Origin of the sequence: Rhodococcus olei (assembly GCF_039540555.1) — a bacterium.
Taxonomy (GTDB): Bacteria; Actinomycetota; Actinomycetes; order Mycobacteriales; family Mycobacteriaceae; genus Rhodococcus_G; species Rhodococcus_G olei.
The window spans coordinates 269438-292141 of sequence record NZ_BAABFB010000075.1 but is presented as its reverse complement, the minus strand read 5'-3'; the positions used below and the strand labels follow the sequence as shown (position 1 = coordinate 292141).

Annotated in this window: 19 protein-coding genes and 1 pseudogene; 13 read left to right on the top strand and 7 right to left on the bottom strand. The window is 70.9% G+C overall.

Translation table 11 applies throughout. The features are described 5' to 3' along the window. Positions 1–27: 27 nt before the first annotated feature. Together ABD951_RS26105 and ABD951_RS26100 are read left to right on the top strand one after the other, a co-directional pair. The gene (locus ABD951_RS26105; protein ID WP_345352539.1) at positions 28–1125 is read left to right on the top strand and encodes an NAD(P)H-dependent amine dehydrogenase family protein; all 1098 of its coding nucleotides are present in this window, start codon (positions 28–30) and stop codon (positions 1123–1125) included. Then, positions 1122–1601, top strand: a complete 480-nt coding sequence (locus tag ABD951_RS26100; protein WP_345352536.1) for a carboxymuconolactone decarboxylase family protein — start codon at positions 1122–1124, stop codon at positions 1599–1601. Before ABD951_RS26105 ends, ABD951_RS26100 begins: the two co-directional genes overlap by 4 nt. 93 nt (positions 1602–1694) lie before the next feature. Here ABD951_RS26100 and ABD951_RS26095 read toward each other — a convergent pair whose 3' ends face one another. Next, on the bottom strand, positions 1695–2660 hold the full coding sequence (locus tag ABD951_RS26095) for a Dyp-type peroxidase (RefSeq protein ID WP_345352533.1): 966 nt from the start codon (positions 2658–2660) through the stop codon (positions 1695–1697). A gap of 111 nt (positions 2661–2771) precedes the next feature. On the opposite strand from ABD951_RS26095, the gene ABD951_RS26090 reads away from it, so the two are divergent. From ABD951_RS26090 to ABD951_RS26065, 6 genes are all read left to right on the top strand, one after another. Continuing rightward, the gene (locus ABD951_RS26090; RefSeq protein ID WP_345352530.1) at positions 2772–3125 is read left to right on the top strand and encodes a VOC family protein; all 354 of its coding nucleotides are present in this window, start codon (positions 2772–2774) and stop codon (positions 3123–3125) included. 137 nt (positions 3126–3262) lie between these two features. Beyond that, positions 3263–6565, top strand: a complete 3303-nt coding sequence (locus ABD951_RS26085) for a protein kinase domain-containing protein (protein WP_345352527.1) — start codon at positions 3263–3265, stop codon at positions 6563–6565. Between the two features lie 126 nt (positions 6566–6691). Beyond that, positions 6692–7852 carry an LLM class flavin-dependent oxidoreductase gene (locus tag ABD951_RS26080; protein WP_345352524.1) on the top strand — a complete coding sequence of 387 codons (1161 nt, stop codon included), beginning with the start codon at positions 6692–6694 and terminating at the stop codon, positions 7850–7852. Positions 7853–7854: 2 nt separating this feature from the next. Next, the gene (locus ABD951_RS26075; RefSeq protein WP_345352521.1) at positions 7855–8253 is read left to right on the top strand and encodes a YybH family protein; all 399 of its coding nucleotides are present in this window, start codon (positions 7855–7857) and stop codon (positions 8251–8253) included. Beyond that, positions 8253–9704 carry an amidase gene (locus tag ABD951_RS26070; RefSeq protein WP_345352518.1) on the top strand — a complete coding sequence of 484 codons (1452 nt, stop codon included), beginning with the start codon at positions 8253–8255 and terminating at the stop codon, positions 9702–9704. Before ABD951_RS26075 ends, ABD951_RS26070 begins: the two co-directional genes overlap by 1 nt. Next, complete coding sequence (locus ABD951_RS26065; RefSeq protein WP_345352515.1) at positions 9701–9997, top strand: hypothetical protein; 297 nt, start codon at positions 9701–9703, stop codon at positions 9995–9997. The genes ABD951_RS26070 and ABD951_RS26065 overlap by 4 nt, the downstream gene beginning before the upstream one ends. A 49-nt stretch (positions 9998–10046) precedes the next feature. Here the strand turns inward: ABD951_RS26065 and ABD951_RS26060 are convergent, their stop codons facing one another. Next, positions 10047–12386 (bottom strand): ATP-binding protein, encoded by a 2340-nt coding sequence (locus ABD951_RS26060; RefSeq protein WP_345352512.1) that lies wholly within the window; start codon positions 12384–12386, stop codon positions 10047–10049. A 484-nt stretch (positions 12387–12870) separates the two neighbouring features. On the opposite strand from ABD951_RS26060, the gene ABD951_RS26055 reads away from it, so the two are divergent. Beyond that, positions 12871–13395 (top strand): hypothetical protein, encoded by a 525-nt coding sequence (locus ABD951_RS26055; protein ID WP_345352509.1) that lies wholly within the window; start codon positions 12871–12873, stop codon positions 13393–13395. A 13-nt stretch (positions 13396–13408) separates the two neighbouring features. Next, positions 13409–14782 (top strand): ArgE/DapE family deacylase, encoded by a 1374-nt coding sequence (locus tag ABD951_RS26050; protein WP_345352506.1) that lies wholly within the window; start codon positions 13409–13411, stop codon positions 14780–14782. A gap of 228 nt (positions 14783–15010) precedes the next feature. Here the strand turns inward: ABD951_RS26050 and ABD951_RS26045 are convergent. The 5 genes and pseudogenes from ABD951_RS26045 to ABD951_RS26025 form a co-directional block, all read right to left on the bottom strand. Further along, a pseudogene (locus tag ABD951_RS26045) lies at positions 15011–15500 on the bottom strand (AMP-binding protein); the annotation flags it as partial. 82 nt (positions 15501–15582) lie between these two features. Then, positions 15583–16080, bottom strand: coding sequence for a hypothetical protein (locus ABD951_RS26040; RefSeq protein WP_345352503.1), 498 nt, complete (start codon positions 16078–16080; stop codon positions 15583–15585). Then, positions 16073–16570, bottom strand: coding sequence for a flavin reductase family protein (locus ABD951_RS26035; RefSeq protein ID WP_345352500.1), 498 nt, complete (start codon positions 16568–16570; stop codon positions 16073–16075). Before ABD951_RS26035 ends, ABD951_RS26040 begins: the two co-directional genes overlap by 8 nt. Before the next feature lie 142 nt (positions 16571–16712). After that, the gene (locus ABD951_RS26030) at positions 16713–17999 is read right to left on the bottom strand and encodes an amidohydrolase (protein WP_345352497.1); all 1287 of its coding nucleotides are present in this window, start codon (positions 17997–17999) and stop codon (positions 16713–16715) included. Beyond that, positions 17996–18901: a dihydrodipicolinate synthase family protein gene (locus ABD951_RS26025; protein ID WP_345352494.1), complete on the bottom strand. Its 906-nt coding sequence runs from the start codon at positions 18899–18901 to the stop codon at positions 17996–17998. The genes ABD951_RS26030 and ABD951_RS26025 overlap by 4 nt, the downstream gene beginning before the upstream one ends. 474 nt (positions 18902–19375) lie before the next feature. Here ABD951_RS26025 and ABD951_RS26020 point away from each other — a divergent pair, with 474 nt between their 5' ends. The 3 genes from ABD951_RS26020 (at position 19376) to ABD951_RS26010 (ending at position 22633) form a co-directional block, all read left to right on the top strand. After that, the gene (locus tag ABD951_RS26020; RefSeq protein WP_345352491.1) at positions 19376–20410 is read left to right on the top strand and encodes an LLM class flavin-dependent oxidoreductase; all 1035 of its coding nucleotides are present in this window, start codon (positions 19376–19378) and stop codon (positions 20408–20410) included. Further along, positions 20407–21780: an amidase gene (locus ABD951_RS26015; protein WP_345352488.1), complete on the top strand. Its 1374-nt coding sequence runs from the start codon at positions 20407–20409 to the stop codon at positions 21778–21780. Before ABD951_RS26020 ends, ABD951_RS26015 begins: the two co-directional genes overlap by 4 nt. A gap of 76 nt (positions 21781–21856) precedes the next feature. Continuing rightward, positions 21857–22633, top strand: coding sequence for an IclR family transcriptional regulator (locus tag ABD951_RS26010; protein ID WP_486374953.1), 777 nt, complete (start codon positions 21857–21859; stop codon positions 22631–22633). Positions 22634–22704 lie beyond the last annotated feature (71 nt).

Here is a 22704-nt window from a genome sequence, read left to right as displayed (position 1 = left end):
GGGTCCCGGTCGGTAGCGTGCCGGACCATGATCACCACGGTCGTCTGGGGCACCGGCAACGTCGGCCGCGCGGCAATCCGTGCCGTCGCCGCGCATCCGGCGCTCGACCTCGCCGCCGTCGTCGTCCACAACCCGGAGAAGGTCGGAGTCGACGCCGGTGCGCTCGCCGGCCTCGACCACGACCTCGGTGTCGCGGCCACCTCCGACATCGAGGCGGTGCTCGACGCCGGGCCCGCCGCGGTCGTGTACGCGGCCTCCGGGGACATCCGGCCCGACGACGCGCTCGCCGACGTCGTCACCGCGATCCGCGCCGGAGCCGTGGTCGTCACGCCCGCCCTGTACCCGCTGTACGACCCCCGCAGCGCGCCGCCGGAGGTTCGGGAGCCGATCCTGGCCGCGATCGACGAGGGCGGCGGCTCGCTGTTCGCGTCCGGTGTCGACCCCGGCTGGGGGAACGACGTGTTGCCGCTGCTGCTCAGCGGCCTCGGTTCCACGGTCGACGTGCTGCGCTGTCAGGAGATCTTCGACTACTCCACCTACGACCAGCCGGACTCGGTCCGGTACCTCGTCGGGATGGGGCAGCCGATGGACTACCAGCCGCCGATGACCGCGCCCGGCATCCCGACGATGGTGTGGGGCGGACAGATCCGGCTGATGGCACGCGCGCTCGGCGTCGACCTCGACGAGATCCGGGAGACCCTCGACCGGCGTCCCCTCGACACCACCGTGACCACCGCGACGATGGGGGAGTTCGCGGCAGGCACCCAGGGGGCGGTGCGGTTCGAGGTCCAGGGTGTCGTCGGCGGCGAGCCCCGGATCGTGATCGAACACGTCACCCGGATCCACCCGTCCTGCGCCCCGGACTGGCCGAGCCCGCCCGACGGCGGTGCAGGCGCGCACCGGGTGATCGTCGAGGGCAGGCCCCACATCGAGGTCACGGTCGAGGCCACCGACGAGGGCGGCAGCCGCGCCGCAGGCGGCAACGCCACCGCCGTCGGTCGTCTCGTCGGCGCGATCGACTGGCTCGTCGACGCGGAGCCGGGTCTGTACGACGCGCTCGACGTCCCGATCCGCCCCGCCGTCGGCAAACTCGGCACCCACAGTTCGGAAAGGATCACGGCATGATCGTCGACATTCCCGAGGACAAGGACCCGATCGGCTACGTGTGGGGCGAGATGGTCCCCGGCATCGGGATCGCCGCGTCCCAGTTCTCGCTCTCCGTGTACGAGCACTCCACCCTCGGGCTGCGCGAGTTCGAGGCCGCCCGGCTGCGGATCGCGCAGATCAACGGCTGCATCTTCTGCCAGGACTGGCGCACCGAACGCGACGGCGTCAAGGTCGAGCCCGGCTTCGACGTCGCCGTCGAGAACTGGCGAAGCACCGACGCATTCGACGACCGCACCCGGCTCGCCGCCGAGTACGCCGAGCGGTACGCGCTCGACCACCACGGCCTCGACGACGAGTTCTGGCAGCGGATGAAGGCCCACTACACCGACGCCGAGATCGTCGAGTTGTCGATGAGCATCGGGTCGTGGCTGGCGTTCGGCCGGCTCAACCACGTGCTCGGGCTCGACTCCGTGTGCGTGCTGCCCGGACACTGAGCCGGCATCACCGCTCGGTCGCCGGCTCCGGGGAGCCGGCGCCGGCCGCGATCGGTCGGCCGGCGAGCGGGCCGTGGATCGGGGGGGTCGGTGTCAGCCCGCGGCCGGCGGCTCGGGCAGCGCGTCGAAGAAGTCGGCGCTCGGCGTGAAGAACGCCGCGCCGGTCACCGGCGTCGAAAAGTCCAGCAGCCGATCGTAGTTGCCGCGGGGATTGCCGAGGAACATGTTCTCCAGCATGCGCTCGGTGACCTCGGGATCCTTGCAGTAGCCGATGAAGAACGTGCCCATCTCGCCGTCCCCGACCCGGCCGTACGGCATGTTGGCTCGGAGGATCTCGAGCGCATTGCCGTCGGCGTCCTCGATCGCGTTCAGCGCGACGTGCGAGTTGGCCGGCTTGACGTCCTCGTCCATTTCGATGTCCTCGAGCTTGGTGCGGCCGATCACCTTCTCCTGCTCGTGCACCGCCAGCGCCTCCCAGGCCGCCATGTCGTGCACGTACCGCTGGACGTGCACGTACGAGCCGCCCGCGAAGTCGGGGTCCTCGGCGCCGACCGTGACCGCGGCGACGGCCTTCTTGCCGCTCGGGTTCTCGGTGCCGTCGACGAACCCGATCAGGTCGCGGTTCTCGAAGTACTGGAAGCCGTGCACCTCGTCGATCACGGTGGCCGCGCCGGCCAGGCGCTTGGTGATCTGGTGGGCGAGTTCGAAGCACGCGTCCATGGTCATCGCCCGGATGTGGAACAGCAGGTCCCCCGGCGTGGACGGGGCCTGGTGCCGGGCGCCGCGCAGGACCGGGAACGGGTGCAGCCGCGCCGGCCGCGGGCCGTCGAACAACCGGTCCCACGCCGCGGAGCCGATGCCCACGATCAGCTCCAGGCCGGCACCCGGCACGCGGAGGCCGACCGAGCGGCGCAGCCCCGGAGCCTCCGCGAGCACCGCCCTGGTCACCGCCTCGCCGCCCACGTCGACGGTCGCGACCAGGAAGATCGCCGCGGGCGTCAGTGGGCTCGTGACCGCCTGGGATTCGGGAGTGGTTGCAGCGGGCGAGGTTTCGGGCATGCGGGGGCTCTCCCTGGTCGATGCGTGTGGCCGGTGACGATCTCGATCGACAACCGTAGCCGAGCCGCCGACTCCGGATCGGATGTCGGTGCCCGGCGGTAGCGTGCCGCCATGACATTGACTCTGGGGATGATCACGTTCGACAGCGCCGATCCGGGCCCGCTCGCCGCGTGGTGGGCGCAGCAGACCGGCGGCACCGTCGAGGCCGACAACGACGGCTGGTTCTACATGGTCGGGGTGCCGGGGGCGCCGCAGAAGCTGGCCTTCCAGAAGGTGCCGGAGCCGACGCCGGGCAAGAACCGCGTCCACCTGGACCTGTCGGCGCCGGACCTGGACGCCGAGGTCGCGCGGTTGGTCGGGGCGGGCGCCGTCGAGTACGAGCGGCACGACATGGACGGGTTCCGCTGGGTGACGCTGACCGACCCGGACGGCAACCGGTTCTGCGTGTCGGGCGAGCCGCACTGACGCACGCGGTGGTGCGCCGGGCGGGAGGCGGGACCCGCCCGTCCGGTGCGTCACCCGCCCGGGCCCGGTCGTGGACGTGCGTCCGCGCTGCGGTGGACAATGGGCGTCGCACAGGTCGACCCTGACGGACGTGAACCATGACCGCTGACGATCCAGCGCGGACGCAGCGCGACGACGCCCCGGACGTCACCGCGGAGCTGGCCGCGGCCGGGTTCGAGCAGGCCGAGGTCATCGGGCGCGGCGGATTCGGCGTCGTCTACCGCTGTGTCCAGCCCGCGCTCGACCGCACCGTCGCGGTGAAGGTCCTCACCGCCGGCCTCGACGACGACTCGCGGGCCCGGTTCTTCCGGGAGCAGCGGGCGATGGGCCGGCTGACCGGCCACCCGAACATCGTCACCGCCCTGCACGTCGGCTCGACCGCCGACGGTCGCCCGTTCATCGTGATGCCCTACCACGCCCGCGGGTGCCTGGACGCCCGGATCCGGCGCTCGGGGCCTCTCGGCGTCGAGGAGACCCTGCACCTCGGTGTCGCGGTCGCCGGTGCGCTGGAGACCGCACACCGGGTCGGTGTCCTGCACCGGGACGTCAAACCAGCGAACATCCTGGTCACCGATTACGGCGAGCCGGCGCTCACCGATTTCGGGATCGCCCATGTCCCCGGCGGGTTCGAGACGGCCACCGGTGTGATCACCGGGTCGCCGGCGTTCACCGCCCCCGAGGTCCTCAGCGGCATGCACCCGACAGTGGCCTCGGACGTCTACGGGCTCGGCGCGACCCTGTTCTGCGCGATCACCGGGCACGCCGCGTACGAGCGCCGCAGCGGCGAGCGGCTCGTGGCCCAGTTCCTGCGGATCAGCACCCAGCCGATTCCGGACCTCCGCGAGGACGGCGTCCCCGACGAGCTGAGCGCGGTCATCGAGCGAGCCATGTCCGCGAACCCGCGCTCGCGTCCGGCGAGTGCGGCCGAACTGGCGGACGACCTGCGCCGCATCCAGTTGCACCACGGTCTCCCGGTCGACGACATCGCGGTGCCGTCCGCGGCCGGCGGGGCCGGTGCCGACGGCGACCGGGCCGTCCCGGACACGCGGGCCGCACCCGGCCCGGCCGCGTTGCCGTCGACGCCTCGGCACACACCGGGCGGCCTCCCGCGGGAGCTGACCACGTTCGTCGGGAGGCACCGCGAGCTCGCCGCCGCCGCGGACCTGCTGAGCGCGTCGAGCCTGGTGACCCTGACCGGCCCGGGCGGGGTCGGGAAGACCCGGCTCGCCCTGCGGGTGGCGGCCGACGTCGGGCCGCGATTCCGCGACGGGGTCCGGCTGGTCGAGCTGGCGCAGCTGCGCGACGAATCGCTGGTGATCGACGTGGTGGCGGCGGAGCTGGGGTTGCGCGACCGCTCGGCACGCCCGCGGTACGAGGTGCTGATGGAGTACCTCGGCGCGCGTGAGTTGCTTCTGGTGCTCGACAACTGCGAACAGGTCGTGCAGTCCGTGGCGCTCCTCGTCGACCCACTGCTGCAGGCGTGCCCGGCGTTGAGCGTGCTCGCCACCAGCCGCGAGGTCCTCGGTGTCGGCGGGGAATCGACGTTGCGGATCGCGCCGCTACCGGTCCCGGACCGGCCGATGGACGCCGATCCGGACGAACTGATGCGATGTGACGCGGTGTCGCTGTTCGCCGACCGGGCGGCGGCGACGGTGCCCGGATTCACGATCACCGAGTCGAATCGGGTTGCTGTGGCGTCGATCTGTTCGCGGCTGGACGGTCTTCCGCTCGCGATCGAGCTGGCCGCGGCACGACTGCGGGCCATGTCCGTCGAGCAGGTGCTGCAGCGTCTGACCGACCGCTTCGCGCTGCTCACCCACGGTGCCCGGGGGTCGTCGACCCGGCAGCAGACGCTGCGGTGCTGTGTCGACTGGAGCTATGAGCTGTGCACCCCGGCCGAGCAGGAGCTGTGGACCGCGTTGTCGGTGTTCGCCGGGGGCGTCGAACTCGACGCGGTGGAGGCGGTGTGCGGCGGCGAGGGCGCGGGCGACGACCTGCTCGACCTGCTGACCGCGCTGGTGGACAAATCCATTCTGTCCCGCCAGGATTCGGGCACGGCGGTCCGGTTCCGGATGCTGGACACGCTGCGGGACCACGGGCGCGAGAAGGTCCGTGACACCGGCCGGGTCGAGCTGGTCCGACAGCGGCACCTGGACTGGTGCGTGGCGTTGACGCGGACCGCAGAGGCCGACTGGGTCACCGACCGGCAGCTCGAATGGATCGGGCGGCTGCGTCGGGAGCAGGCGAATCTGCGGGAGGCGATGGAATTCGGCCTGTCGGTGGGAGACCAGGCGGGCGCGGAGTCCGCCCTCCGCATCGCCACCGCGCTGTTCCCGTTCTGGCTCGCCCGGGGATCGGCGGCGGAGGGTCGCCGGTGGCTCGAGCGAGCACTCGCCGGAGGCCGGGACCTGCCCCCCGCGCTGCGGGCGAAGGCGCTCTATGCCTGCAACGCCCTGACGGATCGGATGGGTGACGTCGGCGCCGCGGCCCGCCTGCTGGACGCGGTGCGGGCTCCGGCGGTCGCGGGGGCCGACCCGCTCGCCGGCGCGTATGCCGCTCTCGCCGAGGGCAATCACGCGCTCTACGGCGGAGACCTCGAACGGGCGCACACGGCCCTGACCGACGCCGTCGACGTCTTCCGCGATCGCGGTGACACCACCGCCGTCGTCGCGGCGCTGATGCTGCACGGATGGGTGCACGCGCTGCGCGGGGACGACAACCGGGCACTCGCGTGTCACGACGAGGCACTGGCGATCACGCAATCCCACGGCGAGTCGGTCTACCGGACGTACGTGTTGTGGGCGATCGCGGTCATCACCTGGCGGGGCGGCAGACTGGCCCGCGCGCGGAACCTGCTCGAACACGCGTTGGTGCTCTCCCACCGCAGCGACGACCCGCTGATGGCCGCCGCCTGCCTCGAGGCGCTGGCCTGGATCGCCTGCGGTGAGGGCGAGGGCGAACGCGCCGCCGCGATGCTGGGCGCCGCCGACGCGCGGGCGCGGGCCGTCGGCAGCTCTCCCTTCCTGTTCCCGACGATGGCCGCCGACCACGAGGAGTGCGAACGGAACACGCGCCGGACGCTCGGGCCGCGCCGGTTCGAGGCGGCCCGACGGGCCGGAGCCCTGCTGGGTTTCGCCGCCGCCGTGCGCTTCGCCCTCGGCATGGACCCCGAGGGCGGACCCTTGCCACCCGGCGCGGTCGTCGGCCTCACCCGGCGTGAGCGGCAGGTCGCGGATCTCGCGGCCCGGGGCCTGCCCACCGCGGCGATCGCCGCCGAACTCGGCATCGCCCGGCCCACGGCCCGCAAGCACGTGCAGCATGTCGTCGACAAGTTGGGGCTCGCGTCACGGGCCCAGATCGCGGAGCGCGTCGCCGGGCACCCCTCCGGCCCGCCCGCCTGACCGGTCGTACGCCACAGTTCGGTATCCGCTCCGCACGATGACGGATCCGCATCGAACCTCGGCACCGCACGCTGGAACGTACCCGCAAGGGTGCGGGCCGACCACCGGAACCGAAGGGACCTCCCGATGAGATTCATCATGATGAGCGAATGCGCGACCGAGCCCGGCACGACGCAGCACCGTCGTTACCGGGACATGATCGACGAGGCGGTGTTCGCCGAGGAGATGGGCTTCCACGGGTGGGGCACCTCCGAGCACCACTTCTTCAACGACCTCTGCGTCACGCCGTCGCCGGAGTGCCTGTTCACCGCGGTCGCCATGCGCACCAACCGGATTCGGTTGCGCTACATGAGCCGGCTGATCTCGGTGGTGCACCCGATCCTGGTCGCGGAACAGACCGCGGTCACCGATCTGCTGTCCAACGGGCGCGTCGAACTGACCACCGCGCGCGGCAACACCCTGCTGCAGCTGGACGCATTCGGTGTCTCGCTGGAGGAGACGAAGGGCAGGTCCGAGGAGGCGCTCGAACTCATCGTCCGCGCGCTCAGCGACGACACGTTCAGCCACGACGGTCCGCACTGGGGCACGATCCCGGAGCGGCGGCTGAGCCCCAAGCCGATGCAGGAGCCGCACCCGCCGCTGTACAAGATCGTGCAGTCCGTGGACTCCGCCGTCGACGCCCGGCGCAAGGGACTCGGGCTGATCACCTCGGACGCCTACCTGGGCTGGGAGGTGCTGCAGGCCAACATCGACGCGTACAACTCGGTGCCCGAGGACGAGGTCGTCCCCGTCGGTAGGTACGCGGTGAAGTCCGCGGCCAGCAGCGTGATGTCCGTGCGGTGCGCCAAGACCACCGACCTGGCGCTCGAGCACGCCGAGCAGGATCTGCTGAAGTTCGCGGCGATGATCATCAACGACGTGTACGTGCAGCTCGCCGAGCGCTCGCCCGAGCAGTACGGCGAGTTCTCCCGTATCGGGCAGCTGCGCAAGCACGTCGACGACGCCGAATGGCTGCGGACCTGCGGGCCGACCGTGCTGGTCGGCGACCCGCAGTACTGCATCGAGCAGGTGCAGCGCACCGCCGACCTGGGCGCCGACGAGATGGTGCTGCGCATCGACGGCGGCACACACGAGGAGCGGATGGCGACGATCGAGAACCTCGGCCGCTACGTGATCCCGTACTTCGCCAACCCCGCCGGTGTGGTGCGCAGCGGCCCGGTCGGCATGCTGCCCGGTGACCCGCGGCAGCGGCCCAGCTACGAGAACACGGAAGAACTGGCGGGCTGACGATGGCGACGTTCGAGGAGCAACTCGCCGAGACCCACCGCGAGGTGGTGCGGGCCATCGACGAGCGGGACCCGGCGCGGTTCGCGTCGCTGTACACCGACACGGGGATGCTGCTCACCCCCGACGGGCGGTCCGTGCGCGGCCGAAACGCGATCGCCGAGGAGTTCGGCGCCTGGCTGGCGGCGGGGATGGTGGGCCAGTCCCTCGACGCGGTGGAGCTGACGGTCGGTGACACCCTCGCGGTCGAGGAGGGCGTCGCGGTCGGCGAGTTCGTCGACGGGTCCGAGGCGCGCAGCAACTACGTCGTCGTCCACGTCCGCGGGGACGACGGGATCTGGTTGATGCACCGCGACATCTGGACCCGCATCGGAGCCGGGGTTCCGGAAGGGGTGTCGTACTGATGCTGACGATCGAGGAGTACGCGTCGTACGACGCGACCGGGCTGGCGGAGCTGGTCCGCTCGCGCCAGGTGAAGCCGTCGGAGGTCCACGAGGCCGGCGTGACTGCCGTCCGGCTGGCCGGAGAGCGGTTGCACGCGAGCGCGGAAGGGCCGTGGGACACGCCGTTGGACGCGGCCACCGACGGGATCTTCACCGGGGTTCCGTTCGTGCTCAAGGACCTGCTGTGTCATGCCGCCGGCGTGCCACTGCACCTGGGCAGCCGCGCCCTCGCGGACGGCACGGTGTTCGACCACGACAGCGAGCTGATGGCCCGGTTCCTCCGGGCCGGGCTCGCCGCGGTCGCCGTCACGAAAATTCCCGAGTTCGCGCTCTGCCCCACGACCGAACCGCTGCTCGGCGGGCCGGTACTCAACCCGTGGAACCCGGCCAAGAGCCCCGGCGGGTCCAGCGGCGGTTCGGCGGCGATGGTGGCCGCGGGCGCAGTGCCGATCGCGCACGCCAACGACGGCGCCGGATCGATCCGTATCCCCGCGGCGCACACCGGCACCGTCGGTCTCAAGCCGAGTCGGGGGCGCGTCCCGATCGGACCGGGTGTGCAGGAGGCCTTCTACGGCAACGTGGTGGAGTTCGCGATCACCCGCACGGTCCGCGACGCCGCCGGACTGCTGGACGCCGTGCACGGCAACCTGGCCGGCGAAAAATACAGTGCGCCAACGCCGGTTCGGCCCTACCGCGACGAGATCGGCGGCCCCCTCACCCCGCTGCGCATCGCGGTGTGCGCGGACTCGTGGACCGACCGAACGGTGCACCCGGACGTGCTGCGGGCGGTCGAGTCGACGGCCCGGCTGCTGGCCGACCTGGGGCACCACGTGGAGGTGGCCCGCCCCGCGCTGGACTGGGAGGAATTCCTGGCCGCGCTGACCGTGACCTTCTGCGCGGGGACCGCGGCCGACGTGGTGCCGCTCGGGGAGGTGCTCGGGATCGGGTTGAGCTCAGCGTATTTCGAGGCCTCGACGATCGCGGCCGCCGAGGCGGGCCGCGCGATGACCCCGATGGACCTCGCCCGTGCGTTCGCGGTGAACAACACGATCAGCAGGCAGCTGGCGGCGTTCATGGGGGAGTGGGACATCCTGGTCACGCCGACCTCGATCACCCCGCCGGTCGACCTGGGGTTCTTCGACGCGAACGATCCGTCGTTCACCGCGCAGGAGTGGGTGCGGCACATCATCGCACCGAACCCGACGGCCGCGTTGTACAACGTCACGGGCACGCCGGCGATCAGCCTCCCGCTCGGCGCGACGGCCGACGGTCTGCCGATCGGCGTGCAGTTCGGCGCCGACATCCACCGGGAAGACCTGCTGCTCGCGCTGGCCGCCCAGCTCGAACAGGCGCGACCATGGGCGGACCGACGCCCGACACTGCACGTGACGAACCTCGAGGAGCACGCATGATCATCGTCATCACCGACAACACGGTCCGGCTCGACGACCCGGACATCTTCACCGAGCTGGCGGTCGACGCGGTCGGCCTGTCCCGCGACTCGGCGGCCGCGACCGCCGAGTCCGCCGGGGCCGGCACGGTCGACGGGGACCACCTCTGGGTCGACCTGGACTTCCTCCGAGGTCACGGTCGTGGCACGGGCGACTGGAACAACGCCTTCGCCGCGATGATCGACTACGCCGCAGGCAAGGGCTGGACCGATGCCGAACGCAACCGGGTTCGGGCCCACATCCGTTGGGACTGAAGGTTCCTCGTGGGCGGTTGCCGCAGCGGTGCGGCCACGCGGGCCGACGTCAGGAGACGTCGGCCCGCGTGGCGACCAGCGAGGCGATCTCCGACCGGCGGCGGATACCCCACTTCGCGAGGACATGGGCGACATGGGTGTCGACGGTGCGCTTGCCGATCACCAGCTTCGCGGCGATCTCCTTGTTCGTCAGACCCGATGCGACCAGCCGGGCGATCTCGAGTTCGCGCGGGGTCAGGTCCGGCATCGCCGCGGCCGGTGCGCGCGCGACGGGACGAGCGGTCGGTGCGGCGGGCCGGTGTCCGGTGCCGGTGGTCTCGGCCAGCGCCAGCGTCGCGATCCGCTCGAAGCCGAGCGCCGCGCCCGCCGTCGTCGCCCGCTCGAAGTCCCGGTCGGAGAGCTGTGCCCGCAGCGTCGCGGTGCACTCCTGGCGCAGGGTCACCAACTGGCGCAGCCCCATCACGGTGCCCCCGCTCGCGGTCCAGTAGGACCCGGTGGCACCCAACAGCGTCGCGGCGTCCAGCCAGCGGCCGTCCCGCGTGGCGATCCAGGCGAGCAGCTCCCCGACCAGCGCGATGCCCAGCTGGTCGTCGACGGTGACCATCGTGCGCAGCGCCGCGGCCGCGATCGCCGCGGACGAGTCGTACGACCCGCGCTGGTACGCGCTCAACGCGCGCACCCACTGGGCGTACGAGATACACCAGCGGTCGCCGTGCCGCTCGCAGATCGCGATGCACTCTCGACAGCACTGCTCGGCGAGATCGAACTCGCGATTGATGCAGTACGCCTCGCCGAGCTGATACAGGAACATCGCGCGCGCGAGCTGGTCTCCGGCGTGCGTGGCCTCGTCGATTGCGGCCGTGTACAACTCGACACCGCCGGCGACGTCGTCGCGGAAGAAGTGCACCGCGCCCAGCAGCGCGCGACCGAAGGACGCCGCGTGCGCGTCGCCCTGCCGGCTCGCCTCGTCGAGACACTCGCGCAGGTGCCGTTCCGCCCGATCGACGTCGCCGGTGATCAGCAGGTTCCAGCCGAGGGTCCAGAGCGATCGCGCCTCCTGTGGGATGCCGAACTCGTGCACGCGGTCCCAGGCGTGCTCGGACCAGAGCCGACCCTCCTGAAGATGCCCGCATCCGAGCCAGTAGAACCACAGATCGGTCACCATCGCCACGCCGGTCCCGCACCGGTCACGGTCGTCGATGGCCCACTCGAACGCGGCCCGCAGATTCGGCATCTCACCGTTGATCAGCGCCATCGACCGGGGCTGGTGCGGCCCGAACCAGTCCTGCTCGGCCGCCGCCGCCACCGTGGCGTAGTGGTCCAGGTGCCGTTCCCGCAGGCCCTGCGCGGTCAGCCCGGGACCGAGCGCGGCGGCCTCGCGCTCGAGCTTCAGGCGGCCGAACTCGCGAATCGTGTCCAGCATCTGGAACCGGATGGTGTCGCCCGAGCGCCGTCCGACCAGGATGGACTGCTGCACCAGACCCTCCACCACGTCGTCGACGATCGACTCGCCGTCGAGCCGGCACACGTGCCGGATCGCGTCCAGGCTCGCCGGTCCCGCGAACACGGAGAACTGCGCCCACAGCGACCTCTCGTCGGCGTCGCACTGGTCCCAGGTCCACTCGAGCAGCGCCCACAGGCTGCGGTGCCGTGGATGCAGGTCCCGGGGTCCGCCCTTGAGCAGCTCGAACCGGTCGCCGAGACGACTCTCGATGTCCTGGACAGTCATCGTCCGGGTCCGCAGCGCGGCAAGTTCGATCGCCAGCGCAACCCCGTCGAGCCGACGGCACAGTCGGCCGACGTCGGTGTCCGTGACGGCCTCCAGGTCGGCGCCGGCCGACCGCGCGCGGTCGCGGAACAGGTGGACCGCGTCGTCCGCGGCGTCCCGCCCGGTACCGCCCTCGGCGCCGGCCGCGAACGGGTACACCACGTACACGTTCTCCGCGCTGATGCCGAGCGGGGTCCGGCTGGTGGCGAGGATCCGCACGTCCGGGCACTGCGCGAGGAGGGCCGCGACGGTGTCACCGACCTCCTGGCCGAGCCGATCGCAATTGTCCAGGACGAGGAGGGTGTTCTTGTCCCTCAGATGATCGGCCAGGGACAGCACGGTCGACGGTCCCGGCACGCAGTCCTGGATCGCCTGCCGGACGAACCTGGGGTCCTGGACGGAACTGAAATCGATCAGCCACACGCCATCCGGGAAGGCCCGGCGAGCGGCCGACCCCGCCGATCGCGCGAGACGCGACTTGCCCACTCCACCGATTCCCGTCAGCGTCAGCAGTCGGGTCTGCGGCAGCAACACCCGGATCTCTCGCAGCTCTCGGTTGCGCCCGACGAAGCTGGTGACGTCCGCGGGGATGTTGTGCCGCGTGGTCTTCGGAGTCGACAATCTCTGCATCAGTACGCAATTCCCGTCGTCGAGGCCGTTCCCCGCCGAGGTCTGCGCTTCCGTCGACGCCGATTGTGTCACCTCGATTCGGGGGCGGCAATCGTTCGCCGTGCTGTCGCGTGGGCCTCAGCCCGACCCGGTGAGGCGTTCGTCGTCGAGGACCCGGCCGGGGATGGCGGGTTCTGGTGTGCTCGTCATGTCGGTGCACTTTTCGTGAGGGCTGACGCGGGTGCGCCGTGGGAATCCGTCGATTCTCGAACGCCGCCCGCGCGATGCCATCAGTCGAAATACGTATGCGGGTACGGATCCGTCCGAGCCCGGTCCGGTCGGACGGCTGCGTCGCCGAGGCACCCGCCCGATTCGGTATCGACGTCCGCACGATGACGGATCCGCGCGGCCCTCCGTCCTCGGCAGGCTCGGACACGGTGTGACGGCGGACACGGCCGTCGCCACCTCACCCTCCCCGGAAGAGAGGCACCTCCCGATGACAACGATTCACGAGACACACCGATCACCGACCGATTCCGCCGTCGCGGCGCGCCGCGCGGTCGCCGGCTGCACGATCGCCGCCGTCGCGGCGATGTGGCTCGGTCTGCTCGGCCCGGCGTGGACCTACGTCCCGCCCCAGCCGCAGGGCACCGCTCCGGCCGCGGAACTGTCGTTCGCCGCGCTCTCCGCGGCCGTCGCGGGCAGCAGCTCCGCCGTGCAGGTCACCTACTTCGGCTGGCTCGCCTGGGCATTCGCGTTCGGCACGACGGTGCTCGCGATCCTGCTGATCAGGACCGGGCATCGTCTGATCGCAGCACTGTGCATCGGGGCCGGCGCGCTGCAGCTGGCGGTGGCCGTCCTCGCGGTGAAGGGACCGCTGCCGTGGTCGGTGTTCGTCGACGGGTTGGCCGATGCCCGCCTGGGCGCGGCGCTCATGCTGGCGGGATACGTGCTGCTCGTCGCGGCCGGGGTGCTGGCCGTGCGGTTGCCGTCGGCGGACCACGCTCCGACTCCGGAATGACGGGAGAAGTTCCATGTCACAACATCATTCGGACACCATCAGCCCGGCCGAGGCGGATTCTCCGGCCGACCGGCGGGCCGTTTTCGCCGCGGTCGACGCGCTCCGCGACGACATGATCTCGGTGCTGTCCGACGTCATCGCGATTCCCAGCGTCAATCCCAAGTATCCCGGTCAGGTGTACGACAACGTCGTCGGCGAGGAGGGGCGGGTCAGCGACCTGCTCGCCGAGATCTACCAGGATGCCGGTGCACGGGTGGAGAAGTGGGCGGTCGAGCCCGGACGGACGAACGCGGTCGGCACGATCTCGGGACGCGGTGGTCGGGGGCGGTCGCTGATCCTCAACGGCCACGTCGACGTCGTCCCGCCGGGCAACACCGACCGGTGGGAATCGGGCACGCCGTTCTCCGGCCGGATCGACGACGACCGGATCTGGGGTCGCGGGGCCAGCGACATGAAAGCCGGGCTGGTGGCCCAGGCCTTTGCGGTCAAGGCCCTGGCCCGCGCCGGCGTGCAACTGCAGGGCGACCTGATCATCCAGGCCGTCGTGGGCGAGGAGGTGATGGACCACGAGTGCGGCGTCTCGTCGACCCTGGAACGAGGCTATCGCGCCGACGCCGCGGTGGTCGCGGAACCGAGCGGCCCCACCCGGCTCGGGGTCATCCCGGTCACCCCCGGCCTGCTGTGGTTCTCGGTCACGGTCGGCGGCAAGACCACCCACTCCTCGATGCGTGGCCAGACCATCCGCGCCGGCGGCGGTGGCCCGGACGTCGGCGTCAACGCGATCGACAAGGGCGTGCTCGTGTTCCAGGCCCTGCAGCGGCTCGAGGAGGAGTGGGCGTTCACCAAGACGCACCCGTTGTTCGCCCCCGGACACTTCACGATCCATCCCGGGGTGGTCGCCGGTGGACCGCACGGCGTCCAGGTGCCGTTCTTCCTGTCGGAGTACGTGACCTTCGAGTACTGCGTCTGGTACCCGCCCCAGGACGACCCGGAGAACGTCAAACTCGAGATCGAGGCCCAGATCGAGGCGATCGCGCGGACCGACGGCTGGCTGCGCGAACACCCACCGACCGTGGAGTGGAAGCTCAACTGGCCCGCCAACGATCCCGGGCCCGCGGCCGCCGACATCACCGCGGCCGTCTCGGCGGCCCACACCGCGGCCTCGGGGGACACCCCGTATGCGGGCCCGGCGACGGTGGCCGGCTTCTGCGCGGTGGAGGACTGCTCGTTCCTCACCCGCGCGGGCGTCCCGGCGATCAGCTACGGTCCCGGCGACCTGCGGGTCTCGCACGCCGACGACGAGTACTGCCTGATCGACGAGGTGCACACCGCGGCACGCACATTCGCGGCGCTGGCGCTCGACTGGTGCGGGCCGGCCACGAGCTGACCGCCGCGGGGCGCCGCGGCGGCCACGCGCTGACCGCCGCGGCGCGCCGCGGGCCGGACGCCCAACCCGGAACCTCGGGTGACGCGCGGACCCCGGCCCGAGTGATCGCCACTCGGGCCGGGGTCCGTGACAGCGGCAGCCGCTGTCGCGCTACCGGGTGCCGGCGCCGACCTCCGCGCCGGGTGCGGCCCTCGCCGCCGCGCCCGCAACTCGAACTTGCGAACCGTGGATGTACCCGTCCGGGTGCATCACGCCGAGGTCGCCGGTGTGGAACCAGCCGCAGGCAAACGCCTGGGCGGTCGCCTCCGGATCGCGGAAGTAGCCGAGCATCACGTTGTGTCCCCGCAGGACGATCTCGCCCATCGACTCGCCGTCGGCGGGCACGTCCACCATGTTCTCGTCGACGACTCGCGGGTTCTCGGCCTGCAGCATGCCGACACCCCGCCGGGCGATCGGTGCGGCTCGATCCTCGGATGCGACTTCGTCCCAGGAATCCGGTGCTCGCAGGTCGTGTGCGGCCCGTACACCTCGGTGAGACCGTACCCGTGGACGACCGTGATTCCGAGCGCCTCGAGCTGCGCGATCGTCGTCGGCGCCGGGGGAGCGCCGCCACTGATGATGCGCAGTGAACTCACCGGGTGTGCGCGGTCGGCGCCGATGATCGTGGTGCACACCGCCGGGGCCCGGACATGTTCGTGATCCCGAACTCGTCGATCGCCGGGCTCGATGCGGGCACGAGTTCCCTCCGGTGTGGGAGTGACGGCAATGGGTGAGAGTGAAAGATCCGGTCCCGGAGCGGGTCAGCCCGACAGGCTGACCCGCTCGTCGTCGAGGACCCAGCCGGGGATGTCGAACGCGACATCGAAGCCAGCTTGCTCGAGGTGCGCGGCGACCTCGGCGCGGACCCGATGCGCCGTCGGAGGCTCGCCCGCCACGCCGATCACCGCGCCGTCCGCCACGCCCACCCGCACGGCATCCGCGATCAGGCCCGCCAGCAGCCGCGGCGAATCGGGGAAGGCGATCGTTCGCCCGGGCGGGACCGAGTGGGCGCAGCGTCCCGAGGTGTGCGCGACCGGCGGCGGCGCGGTCGTGTCGATGCGCAGCAGGGTGAGCGGCGATGTGCTCGACGCGTCGGAGTGCAGCCTGCCGGTCTGTACCGCCGCGTCGTGCAGGTTGTCCGCATCGAGCAGACACGGACGCAGGGCACCGGCCGCGACGGTCGCGGCGAACGACGGGTCCGCGTCGTGTTCCGTCACGAACAGCGTCACCCGGAGGCCGGTGGCCGACCGGCTAGGCATCGCGCACCGCCGCGAACTTGCTCCGGAAGAACAGCAGCGGAGCCCGGTCGGCGCCCTCCGAGATGGCTCGCAGCGTCAACAGGACGAGGAAATGGTCGCCGGCGGGAATTGGTTCGGAGACGGTCGCCTCGAACCAGGCCGCGGCGTCGTCGATGACGACTGCACCCGAATCGGTGACCGTGTGACCGACGGAATCGAAGCGGCCCTCGGCGTGACGGCCCGCCAGGCGCGTTCCGAACTCCGCCTGCGGCTCGGCCAGGATGCTCGCTCCGATCACGGCGGCCCGGCTGAGCACGGGCCAGGTGCTGGATTCGTTGCGAATGGACACCACGACCAGGGGTGGGTCCAGGGACACGTTGGTGAACGAGCTCACCGCGAAGCCCACGGGTGCTCCGTCGACCATTGCCGCGAGGGCGAGAACGCCACTCGGCATCTGACCGTAGAACGACCGCAACGCATGCTGGTCGAAGGGTTCCTGTGTGCTCGTCATGTCGGTGCACTTTTCGTGAGGGGCGGACACGGGCTGCGCCGCGGGAACATCGATTCTCGATCGCACCTGCGCCGATGCCATCAGTTGAAGTACGTATCCGCCTACGGATTTGCCTGCGTCGGCAGAGGGAAACACGCGGGCATCACGCCGATTCGGTGTCGCCAACCGCACGATGACGAATCCGGCCGCGGGGTCGGTCTCCGTCGAAGTCGCGTGCCGTGGCCCCTGCCGGGCGAGCGGCCCGGCGGTCCAGCAGCAGGGCGGAGGCCGTCGGGTCGGCCGCGACGTCGAGGACCGTCCACGCCAACAGGGTCGCGCCTGTGACGGCGCAGTCGATTCCGGCCGGTCCGGCCGCTGCGTCGGCGAACGCCGTCGTGTGGGGTGGTCCCCCCGCGCCGTGCAGGCGCAGGAACGGGTGGATGCTCGGGACGACGCGCGAGACGTTGCCCATGTCGGTCGACCCGCCCGGGTCCGCGGCATGCGGGTCGGAGGGCTCGCCGAGCAGCTCGACGTTCTCGTTCCACGCCCGCGCGATGATCGGATCCTGCTGGATGCTCATGTACCGGGGTTCCGTCCTGCGGTGGGAATGAGAACAGCCGGTGGCAATCGCGGCGCCCCGTGCGCATTCGAGAACTCTGCGCTTCGTCTCGACCATCTCCGCGTCGTCGCGCGAGCGGATCTCGACGTCGAGCCGGGCACGGGCAGGGATGATGTTGGTGACCGTGCCCGCTTCGGACGTCACCGCCGCGACCCGGATGCCGTCGCGAAGCTGCTGGCGCAGCATCGCGATCGCGAGCTGAGTCAGGTGTGCCGCATCGGACGCGTTGATCGCCTCGTGCGGAGCGATGGCCGCGTGTGCGGACCGCCCCTCGAACTCGATCGCGATCCGGTCGACGCACTGCATCGTGACGACTTCGGTGTTCGCCGGGGTCGGGGCGTTCGAGGGGTGCAGCATCGCGGCCATGACGGCGGTCTCGAATGCGCCGCCTCGCAGCAGTGCGACCTTGCCTCCGCCGTGCTCCTCGGCGGGGGTCCCGAGCACGACGACGGTCAGGTCGAGCGGCTCGGCGTTCGCGCGCAGCGCCGTGGCGGCGCCGACCGCGGCAGCGGCGATGATGTTGTGTCCGCATGCGTGGCCGAGGTCGGGCAGCGCGTCGTACTCGGCGCACAGCACGACCCGGAACCGGCCCGTGCCGTAGACGGCCTCGAACGCGGTGGCGACGCCGTACGCCCCCCGCGTGACGGTGAAGCCCGTCGATTCCAGGTCACGGGATATCCGCTCGCATGCGAACTCCTCGGTGAAGGCGGTCTCGGGGTGTGCGTGGATGTCGTGGCTGAGTGCGGCGATCCGCGCGCGATCTGCGTTGATCCGGTCCGCCGCACGGAGTTTCATCGACCGCACCGCATCGGTGGCGGTGGGAGTGGTCACGGATACGCCCCTTCCGAGCCGATCCGGTCGGAATCGAACCGCTCGACGAAGTCGGCGACGAATCCGCTGATGTCGGCGCCCGAGGCGAGCAGCGGCAGGCGGACGGCCGGATTCCACCCCGCGGTCTGCCGCATCACCTCCTTGAGGAACGACGCGGCGCCCTGTTCGTCTCGACCGAGACCGTCCGTCCACGCCCGGGTCGCCGCCTCGACCCGCGGATCCAGCGTCCCGGCAAGGGCCTGGGTGATGTAGTCGCGCGCGAGTCCAGGGCTGAAGTTCGCCAGCGACGTGGTGACGGCGGTCGCACCGACAGCGGCGTAGCGGACGCCGTTCTCCTCGCCGACTCCCCACCACTGCACGCGGTCCCCGGTGGCGGCGATGCGCTTCGCGGCCGCCGCCACGTCGTAGTACTCCTCCTTCACGCCGAGGAAGCCCGGTACGTCCGTCAACGCGTCGAGGTGCCGATCGGTGAGCGGGTACTTCGCGGAGCTGTACAGGACCGCGGGCAGGCCGGACGACTCGGTGATCCTGCGGACGTGCTCGGCGTACGCGGCGGGGGAGGGTGCCGCGTGATGCGGTGGGTTGATCACGATCGTCTGCACGCCCGCGGCCCGGGCGTCCTCGGCGAGGTGGACGGCCTCGCGGGTGGCGAAGCCGATCCCCGCCACCGTCGGCTCGCGGCCGTCGGAGCCCTCGACCGCCGCCTCCATGCAGATTCGCGACTCCCGGCGGCTCAACGCGTAGAACTCGCCCATCCCGCCGAGCACGGCGGGACGGATTCCGAAGCGGCTCAGCCGCGCGGCGAGCGACACCAGTCTGGTGGCGTCGACCTCGTCGTCGTGGCCGAACGGCGTCGGGACGAAACCGACGATCGCGGGGCTGCCTGCGCTGATGGGGGTCATGCCTTCGATACCTCCGGTCGGTTCTCGGCGATAGGTCCGAATGTGCTGTCGTGGAGGATGATCGGTTCCGCACCGGCGGAACGGGTGCCGGATGCCGGGGTCCTCGTCATAGCTCACTCCTTCTCTGCGTCTCGGGGCTCGGCTCGGGCCGGAGCCCAGCCGGTTGGGCGATCACGGTAGGTCCCTTCGGTCACCCCCGCGCCGTTCGAGGACGTATGAGCAACGGTTCCTCGGAGACGTGACACCCGAGGCCGTGCCCGTGAAAGGCGCTGAGAATCCCGGGAACCGCTCGTCCACGGGTAGCGGTCCGGAGTGGGGCGCGATCGGAGCGCCGGTGATCTTCGGACGACCGTCACCGCCGAACACCGTTGCAGTTGCGTCAACGCCGACCGGTCGGCCGACGCATCCGGGTTCAGTCTGGTCCCGCAGAACCGAATCCACTGCCTGAAGACACATCGATCCCGAGGAGCGAACATGAAGGTCGGAGCTTTCACCCAGGGTTACGTTCGGCGCGATTCGAACCCGCAGCAGCGGTTCGGCGAGGTGATCCGGGAGGCCGCCGCAGCCGAGGAGGCCGGGCTGTCCTCGTTCGGCGTATCCGAGCAGCACTTCAAGTTCCCGACGAACTCGACCGGGCCGATCGATTCCCTGATGGCGGCGGTCGCGCAGGCGACCGAGCGCATCGACATCACCCCCGGCGTGGTGGTCCTGCCGGTGCATCACCCGATCCACACCGCCGAGCGGTGGGCCGCGATCGACATCATCAGCAACGGCCGGGTGCGATTCGGTGTGGGCAAGGGCAATACGCCGCTCACGGCGGACGTGTTCGGAGTGCACACTCCGGACGCGGAGGCGATGACGATCGAGGCTCTGGAGATCATCGTCAAGGCCTGGACGGAGGAGAAGTTCAGTTTCGACGGTCGTTTCTGGAAGATTCCGGAGGTCGGGCTGTGCCCGCGTCCGATCCAGCAGCCGCATCCGCCGCTGGCGTACTCGGGTATCACGAAGGAGAGCGCCCTGGTCGCGGCGCGCCTGCAGGTCGGGATGATGGGTGGCGCCATCGCGAGCGACTGGGAGGCGCTCGAGGACCTGATCAACGCCTACCGCGATGCCTGGGACGAGGGCACGCCGTTGCCGAACGCGGTGCCCGACAAGACGGTTCGGGTGCTCGTGAACGGTCACATCGCCAGCACCTTCGACCAGGTCCGCGACGAGGTCGCGCACGGGCTGATCCCGTACGTGAACCGGGTGATCACGATGAAGCGGGAAATGCTGCGGCGCAACGGAACACCCAATCCGACCTACCTCGAGGAGTACTACGACAACTTCGACGCCGCCATCAACCTGACGCCGGGCATGTTCGGCACGCCGGAGCAGCTTCTCCCGGCCCTGAAGCAGTTCCAGGCGCTCGGGATCGACGAGCTCATCGTCAACTTCGACTTCGCGCAGCACGACGAGCTGGTGCAGAGCATCAAGCTCCTCGGCGAACTCGCCCAGGAGGTCAAGTGACCGACATCGCCGAGCTCAGCGCGAGGGAGCTGCTGCGTGCGATGCGCGGGAAGGAGATCTCGCCGGTCGAGGTCTGCGAGAACACCCTCGCCGCGGCCGATGCGGCGCAGCACCTGCAGGCGTTCATCACGATCGACGCCGGCGGTGCGTTGCGCGCCGCCCGGGAATCCGAGGCGCGGATCACGGCCGGGACGCCCGGCCCGCTGGAGGGTCTGCCGTTTCCGCTGAAGGATGTCGAAGCCACCCGCGGACTGCGGACCACCAACGGTTCCCCGCTCACCGCGGACAACGTGCCCGCCGAGGACGGCGCGACGGCGGCGGCGATCCGGGCGAGTGGGGCGAACATCTTCGGCAAGACCAACACCAGTGCGTTCGCCTACACCGACGACTCGACGAACATGTTGGGCCTGACCAGCCGCAATCCGCTCGACACCCGGCGCTCGGCCGGCGGGTCGAGCGGGGGCGCCGCGTCGGCGGTCGCCGGCGGGATCTGCCGGGTTGCGCACGCGACGGACGGCGGCGGCTCCGCGCGCCAACCCGCGGCGCTGTGTGGCTTGGTCGGCTTCAAACCGACCTACGGCCGGGTGCCCCGGTACCCGATGAGCGATCTGTGGAACGCGCGCTCGCACTCCGGAGTGATCGGCCGGACGGTGGACGACGTGGCCGTTGCGATGAGCGGGATGGCGCGGTTCGACCCGCGTGATCCGCTGTCCGTGTGGGAGACCGTGGACTGGGCCTCGATCGCCGGTGCGGAGCCGCCGCGCCGGCCCCGGATCGCGTACTTCCCCGGCTGGGCGGGCGCCCCGGTCGACAGCGGGGTCGAGCGGGCCGCGCGCAGGGCGGTCGACGTCCTGGTGGCGAACGGCTGCGAACCGGTCCAGGTCGAGGTGGACACGCCGTCGATGTCGCAGGTCTTCGAGGACAACTACACGGCCCAGCTCCTGTACGACCTGCGGGACTCGCTCGATCGGCTCGATCTCATCGACGACGGGATTCTCGACGGGATCGAGCGGGCCTCGCGGCTCGATCTCGTCGACTTCATGGCCTCGCGGGACCGCCGGGGCCGGTTCAACGCGGCGATGGTCGACCTGTTCGACCACATCGACTTCTTCGTCTCACCCGCCCAGTCGTGCGAATCGTGGTTCGTCGACGTCGGACCGCAGGCGGACGGCACACCGTTGCCCGCCTCGTCCAGCGAGCGGATGCAGCTCCTGCTGCTGTTCAACCTGCTGGGCTGGCCTGCGATCTCGGTCCCGTGCGGCACCACGGCGTCGGGCATGCCGGTAGGCTTGCAGCTGGCGGCCATCCGCGGCCGGGACGTGTCGCTCCTGCAAATGGCGTACTTCGCCGAGAGCCTTTTCACGATGTGAGGTAGCCCGAGCAGTGACCGACCGAACACCCGAATCCGCCCCTCAGTCGCCGCAGGCGTCGACGCTCCGCCGGGGGATGGCGGTTCTCCGTGAACTGTCGATCCATTCCCACACGAACGCGGACGGGGTCGGTCCGAGCGAGATCGCTCGGACCATCGGGTGTGACAAGAGCCAGGTGTCACGCACCCTCGCCGTTCTGTGCGAACTCGGCTTCGCGGAGAAGGTCGAGGGTGGCCGCGGCTACCGTTCGACCTGGGCGCTGTACGGCCTGGGTGTGCGGGGCGCCGACCTCGGTTTCGTCACCGCCGCGATGCCGGTTCTCGACGCCCTGTCGGCCCGCACCCGGCTCGGGTGCTACCTCACCGTGCGCGACGGCACCGCGGTCATGCCGATCTGGGCCGCCACCCAGAACTACCGGTTCGAGTCCGCCCAGCCCGGAACGCGATGGAGTCTGTACGCGTCCTCGGCGGGGATTGCGCATCTGATCGACCACACGCGAGCCGAGTTCGACCGGGACCTGTCCCGGGTCGAGCTCGTTCGGTACACCTCGCGCACGCCGATCACCCTGGACGAGATCTGGAACATCGTGGTGGAGGCCCGGCGACGCGGGTTCGCCGTCCAGGACGGTCACTGGCACGAGGATCTGTTCGCGGTGGCCGCCCCCATCCGGGGCCGATTCCGCGAGATCGTCGGGACCCTGGCCATCGCGGGCCGGCCGGTCGACATGACCGACCGCGTCGAATCGATTGCCACCCACGCCCTCCAGGCCGCGGCCGCGATCGGGGCCCGCCTGTCGAAGGAGCCCCTGCCGCCCGAGCAGACACCCCCGTACTGGCTCCGTCGACTGGGATAGTCCACCCGCTCGGCACCCGACGAGTGGACCGCCACCGCGACCTCGGCGACCGACATCGCGTACCGGTCGGC

Bases quoted from the DNA above. Each gene is read 5' to 3' on its own strand.
- ABD951_RS26105 (WP_345352539.1), top strand. From the start codon at position 28: ATGATCACCACGGTCGTCTGGGGCACCGGCAACGTCGGCCGCGCGGCA.
- ABD951_RS26100 (WP_345352536.1), top strand. From the start codon at position 1,122: ATGATCGTCGACATTCCCGAGGACAAGGACCCGATCGGCTACGTGTGG.
- ABD951_RS26095 (WP_345352533.1), bottom strand. From the start codon at position 2,660: ATGCCCGAAACCTCGCCCGCTGCAACCACTCCCGAATCCCAGGCGGTC.
- ABD951_RS26090 (WP_345352530.1), top strand. From the start codon at position 2,772: ATGACATTGACTCTGGGGATGATCACGTTCGACAGCGCCGATCCGGGC.
- ABD951_RS26085 (WP_345352527.1), top strand. From the start codon at position 3,263: ATGACCGCTGACGATCCAGCGCGGACGCAGCGCGACGACGCCCCGGAC.
- ABD951_RS26080 (WP_345352524.1), top strand. From the start codon at position 6,692: ATGAGATTCATCATGATGAGCGAATGCGCGACCGAGCCCGGCACGACG.
- ABD951_RS26075 (WP_345352521.1), top strand. From the start codon at position 7,855: ATGGCGACGTTCGAGGAGCAACTCGCCGAGACCCACCGCGAGGTGGTG.
- ABD951_RS26070 (WP_345352518.1), top strand. From the start codon at position 8,253: ATGCTGACGATCGAGGAGTACGCGTCGTACGACGCGACCGGGCTGGCG.
- ABD951_RS26065 (WP_345352515.1), top strand. From the start codon at position 9,701: ATGATCATCGTCATCACCGACAACACGGTCCGGCTCGACGACCCGGAC.
- ABD951_RS26055 (WP_345352509.1), top strand. From the start codon at position 12,871: ATGACAACGATTCACGAGACACACCGATCACCGACCGATTCCGCCGTC.
- ABD951_RS26050 (WP_345352506.1), top strand. From the start codon at position 13,409: ATGTCACAACATCATTCGGACACCATCAGCCCGGCCGAGGCGGATTCT.
- ABD951_RS26040 (WP_345352503.1), bottom strand. From the start codon at position 16,080: ATGCCTAGCCGGTCGGCCACCGGCCTCCGGGTGACGCTGTTCGTGACG.
- ABD951_RS26035 (WP_345352500.1), bottom strand. From the start codon at position 16,570: ATGACGAGCACACAGGAACCCTTCGACCAGCATGCGTTGCGGTCGTTC.
- ABD951_RS26025 (WP_345352494.1), bottom strand. From the start codon at position 18,901: ATGACCCCCATCAGCGCAGGCAGCCCCGCGATCGTCGGTTTCGTCCCG.
- ABD951_RS26020 (WP_345352491.1), top strand. From the start codon at position 19,376: ATGAAGGTCGGAGCTTTCACCCAGGGTTACGTTCGGCGCGATTCGAAC.
- ABD951_RS26010 (WP_486374953.1), top strand. From the start codon at position 21,857: ATGGCGGTTCTCCGTGAACTGTCGATCCATTCCCACACGAACGCGGAC.